Below are 21,539 nucleotides of genomic sequence, written 5' to 3'. Positions count from 1 at the left end.
GACCAGGTTCATGAGGACGATCGCCGAAGGAGGCTAATCTTGCGGCTGGCGATTCGGCGTTCATGTTACGGCTCGGGAGAGGAATCACGATGAAGTGGCAGACGCGTTTGACTGAACTGCTTCAAACGAGGTATCCGATTGTTCAAGGAGGGCTTGCGTATTTGGCGTATTCCGATCTAGCGGCGGCCGTCTCCAATGCGGGCGGATTCGGCCAGATCACAGCCATGAGCCTTCCGGATGCCCATGCGCTGCGGCAAGAAATCAGGCGCGCTCGCACGCTGACGGACAATCCTTTTGGGATCAACTTTGCGATCGGCATGCACCGCGGCGATATGGAGGAGCGGCTTCGGATCGCGATCGAGGAAAGGGTTTCGGCCGTTACCCTCACAGGCGGAAATCCGGCGCCATTCATGCCCTTGCTGCGGTCAGCGGCGCTAACAACGCTGGTACTGGTCTCATCTCGTACCCAGGCTCAAAAAGCCGAGCAGCTTGGCGCATCCGCAGTCATCGTTGTGGGGCATGAGGGAGGAGGGCATCTAGGGCCGGATGAAGTGGGAACGATGGTTCTTGTTCCCCAGGTCGTGGACGCTGTCCGTATCCCCGTTGTCGCTTCAGGCGGTATTGCCGACGGCCGAGGCTGGATGGCGTCTCACGCTCTAGGCGCGGAGGGAATTGCAATGGGGACGCGTTTTATCGCCACCCGGGAATGCGCGTACGCATCTGCTTCCTATAAGAATGCCTTGGTCAAGGCGTCTTCGGCGGATACGGCCGTCATCAAACGCTCGATCGGTTTTCCCGCAAGAGTGCTTCGAAGCCCTTGGATGGACAAGATGATGGAGCTTGAACGCGAGACGAACGACTGGGAGGCACTGAAGCCCTATATGACTGGGGAAGCGAACAAGCGCTGGATCTACGAAGGCGTTCAAGACGAGGGTTTCGGGTGGGCAGGACAAGCCGTCGGTCTGATTCAAGACATCCCGGCAGTCTCGGCGCTCATTCAGCGAATGGTTCGAGAGGCTGAAAATCTACGCAGTAAATGGACCTGAGTAACGGGCAGGATCGTTGCATGCGGCATTACGTATAAAAAGGCTCGCTTCAAAAATGGAAGCGGGCCTTTTTGTTATGAGACAATTTAGGTCTAGAGCAGTTGTCAGGTTCTGACAATATATTCGGCGCGCTTACGCTATACTAGTTTTAATAGTCAGATTGGGGGGAGAAGAATGGACAACTATTTGCATTTTCGAGTATGGTTCAAGCTTAATGGCCGGTTCAACAACAAAGTCATCTACGGACCAACGATTAAGACCCCAAGCGATGCGTTATCTTATTTTAAAAATCTCCATGGCATTCAACCCAGTCATGCCGAATTGGTAAAGCCGGACCCGAATCCGGCATTCAGGACTAATTAGCTGCAGCCGCTTCTCGGTGGTACTGTCCGTCTGAAGTTGTCAGGTCTATAGGCTCAATTATCGTCCGCTGCTTTTCTATTAACGTCAACGTGTGCAATAACCGGGGTTGGATATGTATGACGACCGTCGCAATCAGGATGAAGGACTTAACCAATTCGAGGCTGCCGATATGAACGGCAGCCTTTCTTATTCCCAAGGTTAGACTGGTAAATTGCATAATAGTGTTAGATAGAATATTTTGGAGGGGATTAACGTGAAGGATTCAAAATTAAACGAAACGAAATCGAACGATAATCCGCTGCAATACCGTTCTGATGAAGGGTATGTAGATGAAAATCTTAGACAGATGCAAAATATAGAAGGCGGGGGGCCGCCTAAGAAAATGATCTTGAATACGCTGCCGCGCCCGTTACGGATACTCGGGTACTTATTCATGGCCATTATGGCAGGCATGGGGATTTTTGCTGTAGGAGTTACGCTATTTAGGTGATGTTGTGTCAATAACGACGTGTGAAGGCTTTCGCTTACCTAACAGGGAGGAATTAATCAGAGGAGGGGGCAGTGAGATGCGGCGCAAAAAAACATTACCTATTGTTTTTACTGGATTTTTAGGTTTGCTAGTAGTGTTCATTTATTTGAATCCCTTTGCAGGCAACATTGCAAAGAATACAAGATTTGAAGGATACGCCAGAAGCATTGGGATAAAAATCAAAAAAAAATCACCGCCTCTTCCCAATGTTGCTTCGGGACAAACACATATTCCGGTTATCCAAAGTACCTATTGTTGGGGCAGCTTAGGATGTGCTGATTATGCAGATATAGAAACAATGTTACAAGGCGTTACTCCTATTACCATAAGTCCCAAAGAAGACATTGTAATTTCATTCGATTATAAACCTGCACCTAATAGCTTAATCGTACGGCAATATGTTGATGGAAAATCAACACGAATTTCTTTGCAAGATGGTTATTTCCATGCTCCAAAAGAAAAAGGAATTTATAAATACGGCATATCAGCCGATTTTTCAAAAGGTGATACATCATCTGCCTTCGTCATCGAAATTAGATGACTACGCTATCGGGACATAATCGTTCTCTAACACAACGGCTGCCGGCAGACAACGATCGGCTGCCTTCGTTTAGCTAACGGGCAGATGTGAGTCGCTTCGTATGCTACAATTATGCCAACATGCATGTGTTAGGAGGATCCATATGCTCAATCGTATCCAAGGCAGCCTTATTGGTTTAGCCATCGGTGATGCAATCGGCACGACCGTTGAGTTCCAAGAAGCCGGAACGTTTCCGGTGGTCACGGATATGATGGGCGGAGGCGTCTTCGATTTACCGAAAGGCAGTTGGACGGATGACACTTCAATGGCCTTATGCCTTGCCGAAAGCCTGATATCCAAAAAGCAAGTCGACCCGCTGGATCAGATGCAGCGGTATGTAAAATGGTATCGCACGGGCTATCTAAGTTCCACGGGAACATGCTTTGATATTGGAAACGCAACCGCAGATGCGCTTCAAAGGTTCGAGCGTACAGGTGAGCCGTTTAGCGGTTCGGAAGACGCGTACTCGGCAGGGAACGGTTCGATTATGCGGCTTGCTCCGGTGCCGTTATATTTCGCTCATGATCTCAACGAGGCTGCGAAATGGTCGGGTATCAGTTCTAGGACGACGCATTCAGCCAAAGAGTGCGTCGATGCTTGCAGGTTGTTCGGCGCGATGATAGCCGCAGCGGCAAACGGAATGACAAAAGCCGATTTACTCCATCCAGAGGCCTTTGACCATCTATGGGGGCATGAGCCCCTTGCTCCGAGAATACGTGAGGTTTACAAAGGGTCCTATAAACGGCTGCAGCCTCCGGACATTCAAGGCAGCGGGTATGTTGTGAAGTCGCTGGAAGCAGCGTTGTGGGCATTTTACCATGGGGAGAATTTCGAAAGAGGCATATTGAGCGCCGTTAACCTTGGTAACGACGCAGACACGACGGGTGCTGTATACGGTCAGCTAGCCGGTGCCTTTTATGGTCTTGAATCCATGCCGGAGCGCTGGGTGGAACCACTCGCAATGAAAGAATTAATGCTTGATTATGCTACCGAATTGCATCAATCGTCAACCTAACGGGACACGATCGCTTAGTGTTGACAAGACGGCAGCCGGCCTCAGAAGATCGGCTGCCGTTGCTGTGAACGGGCAGGAGAGTTTGCTCATACGGGACCGGTAGCTCAATCATGATAAGAAATAGAATAAAGGAGCGGATACGTTAGATGAAACAGATTACTCTTCGCCAATCCCAAAATTCTGATGTGGAGACCATTGCTGATTTACGGGTAATTGTACTCCGAAATGATTTAACTAGGTTAGGGAGGTTTGATGAAGAGAAGGTTCGTCAACGCTTCCGTAATTCATTTGACGCCGTTCACACTTGGATTATTGAGAAGGATTCTTCTTTTGTTGGCAGCGTGGCTCTTAAACCAACGCTAGATGGTTATGGATTGGAACATTTTTATATTCATCCCAATTACCAAGGCAAAGGTATCGGTAGTCATGTATTAAAAAATTTGCTTGAACAAAATGATGTAAAAGGAAAACGTGTAACCTTAAATGTCTTACAAGGAAGCTCTGCTAAACGTCTTTATGAACGGTTTAGTTTTAAAGTTGAGAGTGAGGATCTCATAGACGTTTACATGTCTTTGGATGTAGAGGAAAATCAGAGAGCCGTCGAAGGAGCGTAATCATGTCCGCCCGAATGTGCGGGATATTCCATTGACTTGAAACTCAAGTAAAGGTCATTAATCGGCGACTGCCAAAATTATTGCAAAGGGTGGAGCGTATGGCGGAACGTACGATAGTTAGGAAAATTCAATACAACGAACTAAACCAATTATTGTCACTATATAAGCATTTGAATCATGATGACCCTGAACTGATTTATGATGATAATCTAAAAGTCCACTGGGATGAAATCTATAATGACCCCAATATGCATTACATTGTAGTCGAGGTAGAAGGTAGGATTGTTTCCTCTTGTGTCTTAGTCATAATCAAGAATTTAACAAGAAATGCACGTTCCTACGGATTAATTGAGAATGTTGTAACGCATTCAGATTATAGAAGAAGAGGTTACGGAAAACTTGCTTTGTCCCATGCATTAGAAAGAGCTTGGAAGAAAAATTGTTACAAGGTGATGCTTCAAACAGGATCTAAGAGAGAAGAAACGCTAAGATTTTATGAAGGAGCAGGCTTTAGACGGGGGATTAAAACCGGATTTGTTGCATTGCCATAAGATAGGATAAACCGTGAAACAAATCGCGAATGCAAATCGATGTTTCAGTGAATGTAGCACGGCATGGCGGCGCTGTTGTAATGGCTAAACAAGGAGCATTGACTAAGGCGCAGAGCGGAAAGCGGACTTCAAGTCAGGCAGCAGGCTACTTGCTTCGGGACGCCCGATACTTGTTGTCGCAACAGTAAGACGCAAACATAAAATCCCCATAGATCCAGTCAATAAGGGTTCCATGAGGATTTTATTTGTGGACGCATCCTACGCAATTACTTCACCGTAATATGCGTTTCCATGGAGCTGTGCCCGGAGCCGCAAATGAAATTGCATTTGATCACATAGTCGCCAGGCTTGTCAGGCGTCCATTCCACTTCTTCCGATTCCCCCTTGGAGATCTGTTGGCTGACCTCGGTGTCGACGATCGAAAAGCCGTGTGTTCCATCTGTACTCGCCAGCTCGAATTTGATCGGTTTGCCCGCCTCGAATTCGGTTCGATCCAGCGTCCATTTGAAATCCGAGGCTTCCGCTTTGACCAATACGGCGTCGGTGTCGGCGTCGGAGGACGCGGAGGATGCTGCCGGAGATGCATCTTGACCGTTAGAACCGGATTGGCCGCAGGCGGCTAACCCCAGAAGCAGCATGCAGCCCATGCCGACAACCGCAGCGAGAGATACCCATCGATTTCTTGTCAACCTTCACCACTCCTTTGATAGCATTCGCTTTAGCTAACGAAGCGCTCGGCGAATCGGTTCGATTCATCGCGTTAACGGACAGGATAGGCTTAAACGTCATGCTATTTTTTTGCGGGAGGATCGGCATTATTGCATGTGCCATCGGAACAAAAAATCCCTAAGGACGACTTGATTAAGTCGTCCTCAGGGATATGCGAAGCATCATCGTCCGCCGTCTTACTCTTTATCGATTGCTGTGATGGTGTCTTCTTTGTACTGATACTTTATTTTCGTGCCTTTTTCCCATGTAGCTACCTTGTCGGCAATCTCGGCGCTGACCTTGTAGGTTAGCGGGCCTACGCCGGTTTCGATTTCAACGGTCTTGTCGGCATTGATTCCGTTGAATACGCCGGAGACCTCGGTAGGAGCGTTTTCCTCAGAAACGGTTTCGTTTGCGGACGAACCGTTGTTCGCGGCAGCCGAGTTGTCGACTGCGTTGTCGCCAGCGGCGTTTGTCGACGCGTTCACCGCGGTATTATCCCCGGCATTGTTGCTGCCGCTGCCGCACGCCGTTGCAAGAATAACCAAGGAGAGAACGACAGCCGTGTAAGTCAGGTTTTTGACGAGTCTATTTTTCATGATTTCACCTCCAGCGAGGTTAAACGTGACGCAATAGGAAAAGTTTCGCAGATGGTTCGTGAATAATTCGTAAATGCGAGTGACGAGTTGCTTCCGTCATGCGATTGACGATTCGAGCTTACGATTCCAATGTCGATCATACCGACAATCCGCCAGTGTCAGAATCTCATGCAAGGATGAACCGCATACGAAAAAACCATCGTTCCAGCACGATGGTTTTTTAGGTACGCCGCTAAAACTGTAACGTGCGCGGGATACTTGCCTTGTTTCTAATTTAGGATGTGCCTGCAGAAGCTGAACCGGTAAAAGTGACTGGACCTCTAAGAATGACAGCGGTAGGTTGATTAATTGACAGATACATCGAATACCTGATCTGCCCCGTTACAACATCGGTTACAGGAGGGAAATCGCCAGTGACAAATGTCAAGTCTCGGGAGCCTGGGCCGGGAGTTAATTCAATCGTGGAAGAAAAGACGAGAAGCCCTGTACCGAATACGCCAGTACCTCCGCGTTCAACAAAGATGTTGACGATGTTGGGCTCAATTCGACTAACCCCCACCATTCCCCAAAGTTGAATACGAACATCATTTTCGTTTGGGGTCCCAATGGCGTTAACCGTTTGAAGTCCAATATCGCCGAATAAAGCGGGGGTCGTGGTTAAAAGCGTCGTGCCCGAACTCGTCGTATTATTTAACGATAGACGAGAATCCAAAAATTGAGTAGACATTCTATGATCATCTCGCTTCCTTTTATCCTAATTTATTCATAGCACATTAAAGCGCTTGGACAAAAAGATCAATCATGATCAATCATGCAAAGCTGGGCGAACTGACAACGAAGAACCTAAGCGAAGGCAGACGGAGGTGAGAGCATTGAGAGTCAAAATCGGAATAGTTGTCGTTTTTTTAAGCATGGTTTGCGCTCATTTTGCTACTGCCAGTCCAGATCGTTTTGAACAGAGGGCGCAAGAAAAATTTGAAGCCGATCGTCCAACGGAAGTGACGGTTAATTACAACAAGACCAACACTGAAAAAACGTATAAAGACAATTGGATTCCAGTCCGGTTTCTCTTCGGAAGAACATCAGACCAAATTACGTGGGACAATAACACAAAAACCGCTGCTATTGTTAGAAACGGTGAAAAGCTTTTGTTTTGTCTGAAAGACGTAACGGGGTCAAAAGACGAGGTTGTCTGGCCTAAACAATGGTTTAGACTTAGAGATGGCAGAACTTTTCTAGATATAATCTATCTGAACCAAATATTCGATCGGTATGGTAACTATGAAGCAGGTTCAGAAGAACGAGCATGGGCTCAAAAGCTAAGCTTCCTTGGAATATCTTATATCGACAGCCAATATGGCGGAAAAGATTCTATTGAACATGTCTTCATAATGGTGAAATAAAAACGATTACTCCGCTCGGAACACGTCAGCAGCCGACAGGCTTGGGGAAATTTCACAGCGTGATGTGGCATACTATTACAGTAGTGAAAAGGGGGGATTACGATCAAACGTTCAATTGAAGAAGTATACATCATGGTTGAAGGAAGTGAAACATACAATACTTCTCCCGGACTACTTGTCAAAGGCGTTTCCATTGATTCGAGAACTTTGATCGAGGGAGACTTATTTGTTCCCATCGTACGAATTGATGATGGTCACAATTACGTGGAACAGGCGTTTCAACATGGAGCTATCGCTTCTTTATGGCAAGCAGACCACGTTCCGTATCCTGAAGGGTTACCGCTAATTATTGTAGAGAATACGTTAAAAGCCTTGCAAAATCTCGCTCAATCCTATCGAGGGCAACTTAACTGCAAAGTCATTGGAGTAACAGGGAGTAATGGAAAAACGACCGTTAAAGATATTATAAGTTCCATCTTGAGCTCGTCGTATAAAGTTCACAAAACCAATGGGAACCTCAATGGAGAGTATGGTCTTCCTTTAACATTGTTGGCAGTTGAAGAAGATACGGATATTGTTGTGTTAGAAATGGGAATGAGTAACGCCGGCGAGATGAAAATCCTATCCGAGATCGCAAAACCGGATATCGGCATTATTACAATGATTGGCGTGTCCCACTTGGCGAGTCTGGGCTCGAGAGAAGGGATTGCCCAGGCTAAGCTTGAAATACTCGAAGGTCTGAATTCGAGCGGTGTCCTTATTATTAATGGGGATGAACCGCTGCTTACTAAGCCGCTCTCCGATAGGAGGCTCCCGGAATCATTGACGGTCATTCGATTTGGCGAGGCTCATGCAAATGATTACTATCCGCTAGAGATCAGTCATAGCGCATCTTGTTTATCTTTTACAACGAACAAGTCGCAGGAGAAGCTCTCCGTTCAAATGCTTGGACGGCACAACGTATTCAACGTGCTTGCAGCTATGGCCGTGGCTGATTGCTTCCATATCAAACCGTTCGAGATCCAAGCGGGATTAAATAACTTGGCAATTACCGGCATGAGAATGGAAAAGATTCGTGCCCCGAAAGGATTCATGATCATTAATGATGCATGGAATGCGAGTCCAGTATCGATGAAAGCGGCGATTGAAACCATATCAAATCTAGAAGGCTTTGATAGAAAGCTATTGGTTCTCGGAGATATGTTGGAGTTAGGGGAGGAGGAAATCGAATTTCATGAGGAAATAGCAACGTGCATTGATATGACGAAGATCCATTCCGTGTTTACGATTGGCAATTTGAGCAAGATTATATCGGATATGCTTACCCATACAAGCCAAACAGGAATGGTGAAGCATTTTACCTCCAAAGAAGATCTTATATCCGCTTGCATCCGGGTACTGCGTAAAAATGATGTCGTATTAATCAAAGGCTCAAGAGGTTTAAAGCTGGAAGAAATCTGTAATTCCTTATCTAACTAAAGCTCTTCGGGCAGGCAAAATTCGTTCTGCTAATGGGCACCGATAGTCGTAAATCAAAACAGCGGCCGGTCTAGGGCATGATTACCGCGCCCTAGTCCGCCGCCGTATCGTCGGAGCAGTCTACACCTTAATCCTCAGTAGCTGTCGAGCTTTGAACCGGATAACCGCTACATTCAGCAGGCCCAGTCCGTCATTTTCGGTACGTGGCTTAGAAAAATTTCACGCGATCCGAATGCGGCATGAATGCCTTGTCGCCCGGTACCGATGTCGGTTTTCCGAATGGCATTTGCGCAATCAGCTTCCATTCGGCCGGAAGTTGCCACGTTTGCGCGACTTCAGCATCGATAAGCGGATTGTAGTGCTGCAAGGAAGCGCCGAGACCTTCCGCGACAAGCGCCGTCCAAATGACGTGCTGCAGCATGCCCGAAGACTGGTTCGACCAGATCGGGAAATTGTCGGCATACGACGCAAATTGCTCTTGCAGGCCTTTCACGACAGCTTGGTCTTCAAAAAACAAGATCGTACCATAGCCGTTCGCAAAGCCGTTGATTCTTTCTTCGGTCGCCGCGAAATTATCGGCGGGAACGATTTTTCGGAGCGTTTCTTTCGTCATGTTCCACAGTTTATCCGACTGTTCTCCGAAAAGAACGACCACGCGCGAGCTTTGCGAATTGAAGGCGGACGGGGTATGATTGACGGCTTCGCCTACGATTTCCTTGATCCGGTCTGCAGGTACAACGATTTCCTTGCTAAGTCCGTAGAAGGTACGTCTAGCTTTGACAGCTTCCAAAAACAATTTGCTCATATTGATCGCTCCTCGATACTATAATGTTTTACATCTTAAATTTAAGATACATGATTTTGAGATACATGTCAACGCACGGTTTCTTGTTAGGCAATAAAAAGCGCGATGCTTCTGGCTCCTTGAAGGTAGTTCGGTTATGTTGCCCGGCATCATCCCTTATCATACTGCAAAGTCCATTTGATGCCATTGCGATCTTTGACGGCCGCAATAAATCCGCCGACGGCTGTCTTCGTTATCGGCTTGAGGATTTGGCCTCCTGCCGTCAATGTCTCATAAGCATTGCGAATTTCTGCTTCAGAAGGGAATCGGATTACCGAACCTCCGCTGAATATACGTTGATAAAACGCGATTTCGTTTTCGATACTTCCTTCGGCAACCCAACGTTTACTCGGATCCCCGGTTCCGAAATCGCCGTTAAAATAAACAGGACCGTTGTCCGCCATTCCGCTCATGGTTCTCACCTCCTTTCACGTGTCGCGGGCATCGTTCATTCGCTGCAATCCATATATTGGATAACCCATCGTTCGAATGCTTCGACCATTGGCCGCAGTGCTTCCCCTTTAGCCGTCAAGGCGTATTCCACGCGCAGGGGGATTTCGGGATGCATGTGCCGCAAGATCAGATTCTCGGCTTCGAACATGCGCAGGCGATCGGTCAAGGTCGTGCCGGTTATGGGCACCGCTCTCTTGATGTCCGAATAACGTTTCGGACCGTTCATTAATTCCTTCACGATGTCGTAGTTCCATCTTCCGAATATCAAGCGGCTATCGGCTTTGAATCGGTTTGTATCCATGTAATTTCTCCGCCTATTCCGGGAGCTCCCCATTTTAATAAATACATTGACTATCAACATGTTGACTAATTAGTTAAAAATTTTTGTTACTCCACTTTTTTCATATTTTCGATCAGTCGTTCAAGAAAACCGCCGAACGATGCCAATTCCTGTTCGGAAAATCCTTCAAACGAACGTTCCATCTTCTCCACGGAATATTGATTGACGTTGGCCAGCGCTTCTTGTCCTGCTTCGGTGATGCTGACTTTGGTGACGCGCCTGTCATGCGGCGACTCGTACGTCGTGACGAATCCGTTTTGTTTCATCCGCTGCACCAGGCCGGTCATATTTTGCTTGGTCACGAGCATGTTGTTCCCCAATTCCTTGAAGGATTGATCGCCGACTCGCCCAAGCGCGATAAGAATAAACCATTGGTGCAGGCTGGTCAGGCCGACTTGCGAGGACAAGTTATGGCCGATACGTTCTAACAGCACATTGGCCCGGAAAACGTTGTCGATAATGTCCAGTCGTTCGTTTTTGTTCTCGTTCATTGCCTCAACCTCGATAGTCAATTAGTTGACTTTATTATAGGAGCCAGGAACGGCTCTGTCAATGGCCGGCGGTTTAACTGCAAGGACGGGCGCTTCGCGCAACAACCGTGCTTTTCCGTTCGTCTGGTAAGATGCGGATAAAGGAGGGGGAGGCGTGAAGAAACTAATTCTCGGTGCCGTTTTACTTCTTTGCAGTTCAATCATCTATGGGTGTAGACTGCTTGCTGCGTCTATGCTCGTTGTAAAGGATTCGATCAAAGGCGGCAATGCCGGCCTATCCAACGGGCTTGACTGGGTAGGGGATCAGTCATTCTGGGTAGCGCTCGTTTTAGTCGTTGTCGGGTTGCTGCTTGTTCTGGCTGGGTTGTTTGAGAATAAGGATTGAAATTGGTTTTTGGCGTAATTCTTGGCAAGATGCGGAAGTTAGATTGCGTCGCCATCCAGACTCGAGCTCGTTGCCTCGAATGAATGAGCGGCGAAGGACAAATTACAATCAATGAGGGGGATTTTCCTTGGGGGCTGCCGAAGAAAGGAATAGAAAAAATTAACTATTCCGCTATCGGGCAGTATACCTTGATGAACGGGAGATGGAACCATGACTTCCTATGATAAACCGAGCTTGACCATGAGCGAAATCGAGGCCGTGTTACGGAAACACTTCGGAACAGGCGCAACCGAGATTACGCCGATGGCGGGCGGCAATTTGAGCAGCGTGTTTTCCTTCGTCCACGAAGGAAAAGGGTACTGCGTAAAATTCAGCGATCTGGCCGGCGCGTACAAGACGGAACGCTATGTTTCCGACTTGCTTTCGGGCCAGGGAATCCCGTTTCCGAAATGTTTGGCGCTAGGGAAAACGGGCCGGCTAGCCTACGCGATCATGGAGCGTATCGAAGGGCGCAATCTGGCGGATTGCACGGAAGAGGAGCAAGCCCGTCAATTGCCGGATCTTATGGCCATCTTGACGAGACTGGCCGCTGTGAAGGTCGGGGCAACATCCGGGTACGGGTGGATCGGGCCGGACGGCAACGGAGCCTACGCTTCATGGAAGGATTTTGTCGTGGCCTTCAATGCGGAAGATCAGACCGGGACGTTCTGGGAGAACTGGCACGACCTCTATCGCACGTCATGCTTAGAAAAAGACGTATTCGAAGAAATCTATCACCGATTGATGGACTATGTGCCCTATAACGAATCGTACAGGGGGTTTATCCACGGGGATTTTCACCAGTGGAATATTTTGTCGGACGGCACGCGGATTACCGGCATCATTGACGGCAACTGCATGTACGGGGATTTCCTCGTGGACCTCGCCATACTCGATCGGCATATGCCGAGGAGCGGCGTCGTTGGGAAGTATCAAGATGTTCAAGCTAAAGCCGGAATCGCGCTTCCGAATTTCAAGGAGCGGTTGCTCGGCGCCTATTATTTCAAGGGACTCGATGGGCTTCGATTCTATGCGAAGATGGGATGGAAGGATGCCTATCAAGGTACACGGGAATTTCTGCTGAACTTGAAATGATCCTCTTAGCCGATACTCCGTGTCGGACAACACGCAACTTTTAGTAGAAGGCGGGGTTGTAATGAATCTGATCTGCGAATCGCAAGACGTTTAGGAGGACCCTCGATGCGTTAAAAAATAACAACGACTGCATACAGATGTATCTTCATGGGTTGCCCGATCGGTTGTAATCATTAAGTGATCGGGACACATCAGATCAAAACCAGCTCGCCGACAGGCGGCTTTAGAACGACCGGTTGCCGGCGTTACGCCGGGAACATCAAAAACCATCATTCATGTTGAATGATGGTTTTTGATTTGAGCCGAGCAGCGGTTCGATTCAGGTCTGCTACAGCTGCTGACGATACGTCTTAGGGGACATGCCGTATACTTTGTTGAACTGACGGGTGAAATAATTGCTGTCATTAAAGCCGCTTTTATACGAAACCTCCGTAATCGGCCCCTTCGTCGTCCTTAGCAAATGGCATGCATGCTCCAAGCGGAGCCGAAGCAGATAAGCGAAGGGCGTCGTCTGGTAATAGGATTGAAATATCCGGTTCAAATGGCGTTCGGATATGCCGGATTTGCCCGCGATCTGTTCCCGCGTTAGCGGCTCGAGGTAGTGATCCTCCAGGAAGGAGAGGGCTTTCGCCACATGCATGAGATTCCCTTGAATGCCGTGACGGTCTTGATTCTGGTACTGCCTCGACAGATACACGACGAGTTCCATGAATCGGGAGCGCAGCATGGTCTGATAGCCTTGAAGCTTGTCCGTATATTCCTCGATCATGATGGCGGCCAAGGAGGCGACGTATTCCAGACTGGAGACCGGCAAGCTGAGCTTGCTGTTGAACGGCTGGATGTGCCGGTAAAACGGTTCCAACACGAACAGCGCCTGATAGCCGATGGACGTTCGGAGGTCGGAACCGGCGGAGGTCATGATGTCCGGGCGGTACATGATATTGCAGATTCGAAAATCATGCGGATCCTTGTATGCATGCGAGGTGGCGCCGTCGATCACGAAGACGTCCCCCTTCTTGATGAACGAAGCCTCCGTATTCACGATATGCGTGGCATGCCCGTTCAAGACAATGACGAGCTCCGAGAAATCCACGTGATCGTGGAGATACATGTCTTCGTCATGCCCGCCGTACCCGATGTAGAACAGAAATTGCTGGTCGGACGTGAACCAATGCAGATGAACGCTTCTCATACGACTCCCTTCTCCTGACAAGACAACTGGGTATGGATGTCCTAATCATGCTAGTTTTAGACCCGAAAATCAAGGATAAGGGCGAATGGCTTCCACTATAATGCTAAATGAACGCGAAAACGCACAGGCAGAGGAGTGGTACAGATTTGTCCTTCATGAGTATGTGGCAGCGCATCGTCCGGCAGCGATATCTTTATTACATGTCGGTCCCTTTCGTCCTATTTGTTTTGGTTTTCAGCTATTTGCCGTTATGGGGCTGGACGATGGCGTTTCAGCAATTTAGAGTCGGCAAGTCCTTCTGGGATCAGAAATGGGTCGGCTTCGATAACTTCCGCCTGTTGCTTCAAGACGAGCAATTCTATCATGCGCTGAGAAATACCTTGGCGATGAGCGTGCTCGGGCTTCTGGCCAGCTTCACGATCCCGATTCTATTCGCCGTGCTGTTGAACGAGGTTCGTCTTTCCTTTCTGAAGCGGTTTGTTCAGACGGTATCTTATCTGCCTCATTTCGTCTCCTGGGTGGTCGTGGCGGGGATCGTGACGAAGATGCTATCGGCGGAGAACGGCGTCGTGAATCAAATCTTGGTCAAGCTCCATCTCCTTCAAGCGCCGGTTCAGTTTATGGCGAAGGAGAATTTGTTCTGGTACGTGGTGACGAGCGCCGACATGTGGAAAGAAACGGGTTGGAACGCCATTATCTACTTGGCCGCCATCGCGGGGATCGGTCCGGAGCTTTACGAAGCGGCCCGCGTCGACGGTGCGAGCCGCGTGCGGCAAATTTGGCATATCACGCTGCCGGGGATCCGCACGACCCTCATTATTTTGCTGATCATGTCCATCGGCCATCTGATCAGCATCGGCTTCGAGAAGCAGTTTCTCCTCGGCAACAATCTCGTTCAAGAGAAATCCGAGGTGCTGGACTTATATGCCCTCAATTACGGCCTCGGCATGGGGCGCTACTCGTTCGGCACGGCGATTAACATCTTCAACTCCGTCGTCAGTCTGGTGCTGCTGTTCGCGGCGAACGGACTTTTCAAGAAAATCACCAAAGAGAGCATTCTGTAAGGAGGTCGTGGAGAAGTGAAAGGTCGTATTTCGCCGTCGGATCGGCTCTTCGATCTGATCGTGTACCTGGCCATATTACTGGTGGCGGTCTGTACCCTGTATCCGTTTCTGAACGTGCTGGCGATCTCGCTGAACGATTCGACCGACTCGGTAAGGGGAGGCATTACGATTTACCCCCGTCATCTGACGTTCAAGAATTATTCCCTGATCTTCTCGTTCGGAGGACTGCTGACCGGGCTCAAAATATCGGTGCTGCGGACGGTAGCCGGCACGATCGCGGGTCTCCTGAGCTCGTCCATGCTGGCTTACGTGCTAAGCCGGGCCGACTTTGACGGTCGCAAATGGCTGTCCGTATTCCTGGCCATGACGATGTACGTATCCGGCGGCCTTATTCCGTCGTACTTGTTGATGCGCGACATGCAGCTTATCGGAACGTTCTGGGTCTATGTGCTGCCCGGGCTCGTAAGCGCATTCAACGTATTCGTCATTCGATCCTTCATCGACGGGCTGCCCTATGCCCTGCAAGAATCGGCGAAATTGGACGGGGCGAACGATTTTACGATCTACCGGCGCGTCATCCTGCCGCTATTGACGCCGGCGCTGGCCACGGTCGCGCTGTTCCTGGCGGTGGGCCAATGGAATGCGTGGTTCGATACGTATTTGTACAACGGTTCGAACGAACGTCTGACCACCTTGCAGTTCGAGCTCATGAAGGTGCTGCAGAGCACGCAGGCGGGCGGCGGCGGTCAAGCGGTGAACGGCATGAACATGAATCAACTCATGAACCGGATCTCCCCGGAATCGGTCAAGATGGCGATCACCGTTATCGTGACGGTGCCGATTCTGCTGGTCTATCCGTTTCTTCAACGGTATTTCGTCACCGGAATGACGCTTGGCGCGGTGAAAAGCTAATCGAATTCAAGTTCAATGGGGGGATATACGCATGAGAAAGGGTTGGAATCTGCCGAAGGCAGGCTTGGTAATCGCGCTCGCGGCAGGCGTGCTGGCCGGGTGCGGAGGGAATGACGGCGGCCATGCAAGCGATAACGCGGGGAAGGAGCCGGGAAGCGATACGTCTCCGATCACCTTCTCGTTCTTCAGCGAAGACGCGAACCCGAACTGGCGGGACATGCAGGACGACGTCGGAAAAGCCATCACGAAGCAAACGGGCGTTACGCTGGATGCCGAATTCGCGGTCGGCGACCCGTCCCAGAAAGTCGCGCTTATCGCCACCGGCGGCGATTATCCCGATCTGATCAGCCCGAAAGGGGATCTGAACAAATTGGTCGACGCGGGCGCGATGCTCGATCTACGGATCTGATCGAGCAATACGCCCCGAATTTGAAGAAGCTGTTCGGCGATCAGCTGAACCGCTTGCGCTACAGCAACGACGATCACGCGATCTATGTCATCCCGACGTATTCGGCCGTCGACGGCAAGACGCTCGTGGCGGGCGGCGGATTCGAGCTGCAGCATCGCGCGGTGAAGGAAGCGGGCTATCCTCCGGTCAAAACGCTGCAGGATTACGAGCGCGTAATTCAATCCTACTTGGACAAGCATCCGACGGACGAGAACGGCAATAAGAATATCGGACTCACGCTCAACGCGGACGACTGGCATATGTTTATATCCGTCACGAACCCGGCGGCGGAAACGACCGGCAAGTCGGGCGACGGCGAATACGTGATCGATCCGAAGACGTATGAAGCGACCTACCATTATCGCACGGAAGGCGAGAAGGAGTACTTTAAATGGCTGAACCATATGTACAACGGCGGTTTGCTGGATAAAGAGAGCTTCGTGCAGAAGAATGATCAGTACGTGGCCAAGATCGCGTCCGGGCGGGTCATCGGTCTGATCGACGCCGACTGGGGGTATGCGGACGGGGAGAAATCGCTGAAGACGGCCAACAAGCTGGACCAAACCTACGGGCATTATTCGGTCATGCTGTCGGATGCCTACAAGGACAACCGCTTTCAGTCGACGGGCTTTATGGCCGGCTGGGGCGTCGGGATTACGACGGCTTGCAAGGACCCGGTCAGGGCCATCAAGTTCCTGGATTACCTGGCATCGGAGCAAGGCCAGATTCTCGACAACTGGGGCATCGAAGGCAAGCATTATACGGTTCAGGACGGTAAGCGCGTCGTGCCCGAGGAGGTTCAGAACCGCATTATCAACGATAATACGGCGTTCAGCCAGGAATCCGGCATCGGCTTCTATTCCAACCTCGGCGCGCACTACGGGGACGGCGTGCTGGATGCGACGGGCAACTATTACACGAAGAATTTCCCCGAACAAATCGTCAGCACCTATACGAGCGCCGATAAGGAAACGCTGAAGGCGTATCACGCCGCGACGTGGAAGGACCTGTTCCCGCAAGAGGACGAGTTCCCGGTGAAAGCATGGGGCGCGGCCTGGAACATCGCCGTACCGGGCGACGACGAAGTCACCATTCTCGGCAATAAAATGAAAGACATCACCTGGAAGCAAATCCCGCAGGCCGTCATGGCGAAGCCGGAAGACTTCGACCGGCTCTGGGACAAGTATCAGCAAGCCCTGCTGGATGCGGGCGTGGAGAAGATGGAGAAGGGTTTTACGGCGTACGTCCAAAATGTCGTGAAGCTCTGGAACGAATAAGCCGTCACGAGAAGTACCGGACCGCGGCGCCGGAGTCAGGACTAAATCGAGTAGGAGAGCGATCATCGCATGCATTATCACAATCCCGTTATCAGCGGATTCCACCCGGATCCCAGCGTTTGCCGCGTCGGCGAAGACTATTATCTGGTGACCAGCTCGTTTGAATATTTCCCGGGCGTGCCCTTATTCCACAGCAAGGATCTGGTGCATTGGGAGCAAATCGGGCATGTCTTGACGCGGGAGGGACAGCTGGATTTAAGCCGGGCCGGAAGCTCCGGCGGCATCTATGCGCCGACGATCCGGTATCGGAACGGCTTGTTCTACATGACCACGACCAACGTGTCCGGCGGGGGGAATTTCTACGTCTGCGCGGATGACCCGAGAGGCGAGTGGTCGGATCCGATCTTCGTGGATCAGCCGGGCATCGATCCCGACCTGTTCTTCGACGAGGACGGTTCCGTGTACTATACGACGTCCCATGACGCGAAGGGGCAAGGCGCTTATCAGAGCCGAATCGATATCCGGACGGGGAAGCGATTATCCGGCGTCAGCTTGCTTTGGCAGGGAACCGGCGGTCAATATCCCGAGGCCCCGCATCTCTATCGCATCGGCGATTGGTACTATCTCATGCTCTCGGAAGGCGGCACGGAGTACGGGCACATGGTGACCGTTGCGAGAAGCGCGAGGCCGGACGGTCCCTTCGTCGCTTGTCCGCATAATCCGATCCTGACCCATCGCAGCCGCTTGAAGCCGATTCATGCCACGGGCCACGCCGACCTCGTTCAGGGACCGGATGGCAGCTGGTGGGCCGTGTTCCTGGGTATCCGTCCCGCCGGTTATCCCGCTCGCCATCATCTGGGCCGGGAGACGTTCTTGGCTCCCGTGACGTGGACGGAAGAGGGATGGCCCGTCATCGGCGACGACGGAACGATCGGAGAGACGATGCCGGCGGGCAATCTCCCGTTGCGGCCGAAGACGGAGGGGACGACAACGGAAGGCTTCGATCGGGCGGCGCTTGCCCCTTGTTGGAATTTCCTGCGTTCGCCGGATCCGCGGAATTGGTCGCTTACCGCGAAGCCGGGATGCCTAACGCTCTTCGGCTCGGAGGCGACGTTGAACGACACGGGCGTCGCGGCCTTCGTCGGGCGCAGACAGCAGCACTTTTCGTTTCGGGCAAGCGCGCGCTTAACCTTTGCGCCCGAGCGGGACGGCGAAGAAGCGGGACTCGTCGTGTATATGAACGAGCGCTTCCACTACGAAATCGCGGTCGCGCGGCAGGCGGGAGCGCGCAAGCTCCTCTTCCGCAGAAGGCTCGGCACGCTGTGGAAGGTGGAGCACGAGATGCCATGGCCGGCCGACTCGATCGTATTGAGCGTCCATGCCGATACAAACGCGTATCGCTTCGGCTTCGCAGAAAACGAGGACAGAGCTCCCGTCCGGTTCGGTCAAGGGGAATGCAGCATGCTGGCCACGGAAGTAGCGGGCGGTTTCACGGGCGTGTTCATCGCCATGTATGCGACGGGCAGCGGCACGCGCTCGGTAACGCCGGCGTATTTCGATTGGTTGGGTTATGAGACGGAGACGCGGCCGTAAATTCGCGACCGATAAACGAGCTCCGTCCTCCAGGACGGAGCGTTTGGTTTCGCTTCGGCTCAGAGAAAGAGGAAAAGAACGCATAGGGTTGGTTAGGGCCGTCGTTGCTCGGGCTTCCGCCGGACCTGCCTGCATGGCGTTAACGGACACGGACAAGAATTCTGGCAATATCGGCCAAGCGGTCTTTGCAAGCGCCTCCAGATGGGTTAAGGTAGAGTTATCCGAGAGGTAAAGGAGACTTGATCATGGCGGAACAACGCATTGTGAAATGGGGCATTATGGGACCGGGAGGCATCTCGGACAACTTTGCGACGGAGCTGCCGCACGCGCCGGGCGCGGAGCTCGTCGCCGTCGCGGGACGTTCGCTCGACAAGGCGCAGGCATTCGCCGGGAAATTCGGCATCCCGCGCGCTTACGGCAGCTGCGAGGAGCTCGCGGCCGATCCGGACGTCGAGATCGTCTACATCGGCACGCTGCATCCGATCCACAAGGAGAACGCGCTGACGCTCTTGCGCGGCGGCAAGTCCGTGCTCTGCGAGAAGCCCTTCACGATCAACGCGGCCGAGGCGCGGGAGATCGCGGACCTGGCCCGCGAGAAGGGCCTGTTCGTCATGGAAGCGATGTGGACGCGGTACTTGCCCGCGATCGTCAAGGTGCGGGAATGGCTGGACAGCGGCGCGATCGGCGAGGTGCGCATCGTGAAGGCCGAATTCGGCTTCGATGCGGGCTGGCATCCCGAAGGCCGGCTGCTGAACAAGGAAAAGGGCGGCGGCACGCTGCTTGACGCCGGTATTTACCCGGTATCGTTCGCGTCGATGATCTACGGCGGGGAGCAGCCTTCCAAGATCGCGAGCTCCGTGGTGATCGGCGAGACGGGCGTGGACGAGCAATTCTCGCTGTTGTTCGAATACGACGGCGGCCGCACCGCTTCCCTGCACGGCTCGATCCGTCTATTCATGACCAACGAGGCCGTCATCTACGGCACGAAAGGGCGGATCGAAGTGCCGGGCTTCTTGTTCGCCAAGGCCGCGACGCTGTACGTGAACGGGGAGGAGCCGGTAGCCTTCAAGCAAGAGCTCGAGCCGTCCGGCCATTTCTACCAGGCGATCGAAGCGATGGAATGTCTGCGCGCGGGCCGCAAGGAGAGCGAAGTCTTGACCGTCGACGAGACGGTGCGCATCATGGAGACGCTGGACCGGGTCCGGGAGCCATGGGGACTTCGGTATCCGAGCGAAGGGTGATCGGTCGAATGGCAGGCTAGAGGGAAGGACGATGAGCGGAGGCCTGACTCGCTTATCGTCCTTTTTTACGCCAATGAGGCAGAATCGGGAATTAGGAGCAGAATCGCGGGTTGACCGGGGAGATAAAGGGATTCCGCGTTCTTCTCGCGAAGAAATCTATCATTCGCGATTCATGAAGGAGTGAAATCATGGAGATCGACGCGCGGGAGCCGAAGGATCGATTGATCGAAGGGATTCGCAAGCGGGATACCGGAGCCGTCCGGTCCATCCTTGCGCAGCGTCCGGAATTGTTGCATGCGTCTTTGCCTGGCGTGGACGGAGGGGCAGCGCTCAGCTTGGCGGCGCAGGGCAACGATCTGGACATGGTCAAGATGCTTATGCCCTACGGTCCAAGAGACGTTCAGCAAGCGCTATCCCGCGCTTCGATGCGCGCTCATCGCGAGGCAGCCGAATACCTCGTCGAGCAAGGAGCCGATCCGAACGGCTTGTATTCCGATACGGCCATCGATTACGGACCGGTGATCTTAGCGGCTTGCGAAGCGTTGAACCCGGACGGCATCCGATTGATGATCGATCTCGGCGCGGATCCCGACGTTCGGCATCGGACAAGCCAGGGACGTCTTCACTCTCCGCTCGGGTTCATATTGGGCGCGTATGCCCGGAATCCTCGCCATAAACACGCCTGTCTCGAAGTGCTCTTCAACGCCGGCGTGCCGCTCGAGGACACGCCATTGATGGCGTTTCATCGCGGACGCATCGATTTGCTGGAAGAACACGTGCGCTGCGATCCGGATCTTGTTCGGCGGCGCTTTCAATCGGAAGACATCTATCGTCCGGAGTCGGGCTTCGATATGGCAATGGCCCTGACGCCCATTGAAGGAACGACCCTGCTTCATCTAGCGTTGGAATACGACGAGTTCGACATCGCGAATTGGCTGCTCGACCATGGCGCGGACATCAACGCGCGCGCGGCTGTCGACACCGATGGCTATGGGGGACATACGCCGTTGTTTCATGCCGTGGCGGCCGTCCTATCGCCGACGGATATACGGACGCGATTCCTGTTGGACCGCGGAGCCGACCCGGAGGTCCGGGCAACGATCCGTCATCCGAAAGGAGGCTGGGACGAGCTAACGGACCGGGTTTTTGAAAACGTGACCGCATTGGAATACGCCCTGCTCTTCAAGGATGGACCAAGCTGGTGCAATCGTGATTCCATTTCGGTGTTAGCTAATTTAGGCTGATCGGCGGCCGGTTGCCGATGTGGACCTATTGACC

General features: G+C 51.9%; 23 protein-coding genes and 1 pseudogene. 16 read left to right on the top strand and 8 right to left on the bottom strand.

Annotated elements, in window-relative coordinates; genetic code table 11:
- Positions 1–89 precede the first annotated feature (89 nt).
- The 6 genes from I8J29_RS09170 to I8J29_RS09145 all read left to right on the top strand — a co-directional run bounded on the left by I8J29_RS09170 (position 90) and on the right by I8J29_RS09145 (position 4,698).
- Positions 90–1,046: an NAD(P)H-dependent flavin oxidoreductase gene (locus I8J29_RS09170; RefSeq protein ID WP_208847314.1), complete on the top strand. Its 957-nt coding sequence runs from the start codon at positions 90–92 to the stop codon at positions 1,044–1,046.
- Between the two features lie 616 nt (positions 1,047–1,662).
- Positions 1,663–1,899, top strand: coding sequence for a hypothetical protein (locus I8J29_RS09165; protein ID WP_338113108.1), 237 nt, complete (start codon positions 1,663–1,665; stop codon positions 1,897–1,899).
- Between the two features lie 76 nt (positions 1,900–1,975).
- Positions 1,976–2,479: a hypothetical protein gene (locus tag I8J29_RS09160; protein ID WP_208847313.1), complete on the top strand. Its 504-nt coding sequence runs from the start codon at positions 1,976–1,978 to the stop codon at positions 2,477–2,479.
- Positions 2,480–2,621: 142 nt separating this feature from the next.
- On the top strand, positions 2,622–3,533 hold the full coding sequence (locus tag I8J29_RS09155; protein WP_208847312.1) for an ADP-ribosylglycohydrolase family protein: 912 nt from the start codon (positions 2,622–2,624) through the stop codon (positions 3,531–3,533).
- A 146-nt stretch (positions 3,534–3,679) separates the two neighbouring features.
- Entirely contained in the window at positions 3,680–4,147 is a 468-nt protein-coding gene (locus I8J29_RS09150) for a GNAT family N-acetyltransferase (protein WP_208847311.1), read from the top strand.
- A 98-nt stretch (positions 4,148–4,245) separates the two neighbouring features.
- Positions 4,246–4,698, top strand: a complete 453-nt coding sequence (locus tag I8J29_RS09145) for a GNAT family N-acetyltransferase (protein ID WP_208847310.1) — start codon at positions 4,246–4,248, stop codon at positions 4,696–4,698.
- Positions 4,699–4,964: 266 nt separating this feature from the next.
- Here the strand turns inward: I8J29_RS09145 and I8J29_RS09140 are convergent, their stop codons facing one another.
- The 3 genes from I8J29_RS09140 to I8J29_RS09130 all read right to left on the bottom strand — a co-directional run bounded on the left by I8J29_RS09140 (position 4,965) and on the right by I8J29_RS09130 (position 6,732).
- On the bottom strand, positions 4,965–5,387 hold the full coding sequence (locus I8J29_RS09140; RefSeq protein WP_208847309.1) for a cupredoxin domain-containing protein: 423 nt from the start codon (positions 5,385–5,387) through the stop codon (positions 4,965–4,967).
- A 216-nt stretch (positions 5,388–5,603) separates the two neighbouring features.
- Positions 5,604–6,005 (bottom strand): hypothetical protein, encoded by a 402-nt coding sequence (locus I8J29_RS09135; protein ID WP_208847308.1) that lies wholly within the window; start codon positions 6,003–6,005, stop codon positions 5,604–5,606.
- A gap of 274 nt (positions 6,006–6,279) precedes the next feature.
- Entirely contained in the window at positions 6,280–6,732 is a 453-nt protein-coding gene (locus I8J29_RS09130; protein ID WP_208847307.1) for a hypothetical protein, read from the bottom strand.
- 145 nt (positions 6,733–6,877) lie between these two features.
- Between I8J29_RS09130 and I8J29_RS09125 the strand changes: the two genes are divergently transcribed.
- Both I8J29_RS09125 and I8J29_RS09120 read left to right on the top strand, forming a co-directional pair.
- A complete protein-coding gene (locus I8J29_RS09125) occupies positions 6,878–7,408 on the top strand; it encodes a hypothetical protein (RefSeq protein ID WP_208847306.1) in 531 nt (176 codons plus the stop codon).
- Between the two features lie 132 nt (positions 7,409–7,540).
- On the top strand, positions 7,541–8,887 hold the full coding sequence (locus I8J29_RS09120; RefSeq protein WP_208847305.1) for a UDP-N-acetylmuramoyl-tripeptide--D-alanyl-D-alanine ligase: 1,347 nt from the start codon (positions 7,541–7,543) through the stop codon (positions 8,885–8,887).
- A gap of 208 nt (positions 8,888–9,095) precedes the next feature.
- Here I8J29_RS09120 and I8J29_RS09115 read toward each other — a convergent pair whose 3' ends face one another.
- The 4 genes from I8J29_RS09115 to I8J29_RS09100 all read right to left on the bottom strand — a co-directional run bounded on the left by I8J29_RS09115 (position 9,096) and on the right by I8J29_RS09100 (position 11,015).
- Positions 9,096–9,692: a nitroreductase family protein gene (locus I8J29_RS09115; protein ID WP_208847304.1), complete on the bottom strand. Its 597-nt coding sequence runs from the start codon at positions 9,690–9,692 to the stop codon at positions 9,096–9,098.
- A 149-nt stretch (positions 9,693–9,841) separates the two neighbouring features.
- Entirely contained in the window at positions 9,842–10,144 is a 303-nt protein-coding gene (locus I8J29_RS09110) for a VOC family protein (protein ID WP_208847303.1), read from the bottom strand.
- Positions 10,145–10,179: 35 nt separating this feature from the next.
- Entirely contained in the window at positions 10,180–10,485 is a 306-nt protein-coding gene (locus I8J29_RS09105; RefSeq protein ID WP_276316267.1) for a winged helix-turn-helix transcriptional regulator, read from the bottom strand.
- 86 nt (positions 10,486–10,571) lie between these two features.
- On the bottom strand, positions 10,572–11,015 hold the full coding sequence (locus tag I8J29_RS09100; RefSeq protein ID WP_208847301.1) for a MarR family winged helix-turn-helix transcriptional regulator: 444 nt from the start codon (positions 11,013–11,015) through the stop codon (positions 10,572–10,574).
- A gap of 154 nt (positions 11,016–11,169) precedes the next feature.
- On the opposite strand from I8J29_RS09100, the gene I8J29_RS09095 reads away from it, so the two are divergent.
- Together I8J29_RS09095 and I8J29_RS09090 are read left to right on the top strand one after the other, a co-directional pair.
- Entirely contained in the window at positions 11,170–11,400 is a 231-nt protein-coding gene (locus tag I8J29_RS09095) for a hypothetical protein (protein WP_208847300.1), read from the top strand.
- Positions 11,401–11,610: 210 nt separating this feature from the next.
- On the top strand, positions 11,611–12,534 hold the full coding sequence (locus tag I8J29_RS09090; protein ID WP_208847299.1) for a phosphotransferase family protein: 924 nt from the start codon (positions 11,611–11,613) through the stop codon (positions 12,532–12,534).
- A 328-nt stretch (positions 12,535–12,862) separates the two neighbouring features.
- Here the strand turns inward: I8J29_RS09090 and I8J29_RS09085 are convergent, their stop codons facing one another.
- Entirely contained in the window at positions 12,863–13,726 is an 864-nt protein-coding gene (locus I8J29_RS09085; RefSeq protein ID WP_208847298.1) for a helix-turn-helix domain-containing protein, read from the bottom strand.
- A 155-nt stretch (positions 13,727–13,881) separates the two neighbouring features.
- On the opposite strand from I8J29_RS09085, the gene I8J29_RS09080 reads away from it, so the two are divergent.
- From I8J29_RS09080 to I8J29_RS09055, 6 genes and pseudogenes are all read left to right on the top strand, one after another.
- Positions 13,882–14,790: an ABC transporter permease gene (locus tag I8J29_RS09080; protein WP_240546054.1), complete on the top strand. Its 909-nt coding sequence runs from the start codon at positions 13,882–13,884 to the stop codon at positions 14,788–14,790.
- A gap of 15 nt (positions 14,791–14,805) precedes the next feature.
- Complete coding sequence (locus tag I8J29_RS09075) at positions 14,806–15,702, top strand: carbohydrate ABC transporter permease (RefSeq protein ID WP_208847296.1); 897 nt, start codon at positions 14,806–14,808, stop codon at positions 15,700–15,702.
- A 31-nt stretch (positions 15,703–15,733) separates the two neighbouring features.
- Positions 15,734–17,427 (top strand): annotated as a pseudogene (locus I8J29_RS09070) (ABC transporter substrate-binding protein).
- Between the two features lie 69 nt (positions 17,428–17,496).
- Entirely contained in the window at positions 17,497–19,020 is a 1,524-nt protein-coding gene (locus I8J29_RS09065; protein WP_208847295.1) for a glycoside hydrolase family 43 protein, read from the top strand.
- 245 nt (positions 19,021–19,265) lie between these two features.
- On the top strand, positions 19,266–20,261 hold the full coding sequence (locus I8J29_RS09060) for a Gfo/Idh/MocA family protein (RefSeq protein ID WP_208847294.1): 996 nt from the start codon (positions 19,266–19,268) through the stop codon (positions 20,259–20,261).
- A gap of 188 nt (positions 20,262–20,449) precedes the next feature.
- Positions 20,450–21,505 (top strand): ankyrin repeat domain-containing protein, encoded by a 1,056-nt coding sequence (locus I8J29_RS09055; protein ID WP_208847293.1) that lies wholly within the window; start codon positions 20,450–20,452, stop codon positions 21,503–21,505.
- The last annotated feature ends 34 nt before the right edge of the window (positions 21,506–21,539 follow it).

Origin of the sequence: Paenibacillus artemisiicola, assembly GCF_017652985.1 — a bacterium.
GTDB classification, from domain to species: domain Bacteria; phylum Bacillota; class Bacilli; order Paenibacillales; family Paenibacillaceae; genus Paenibacillus_Z; species Paenibacillus_Z artemisiicola.
Note: the sequence above shows the minus strand (reverse complement) of the source record. Positions and strands in the feature narration are given on the sequence as shown.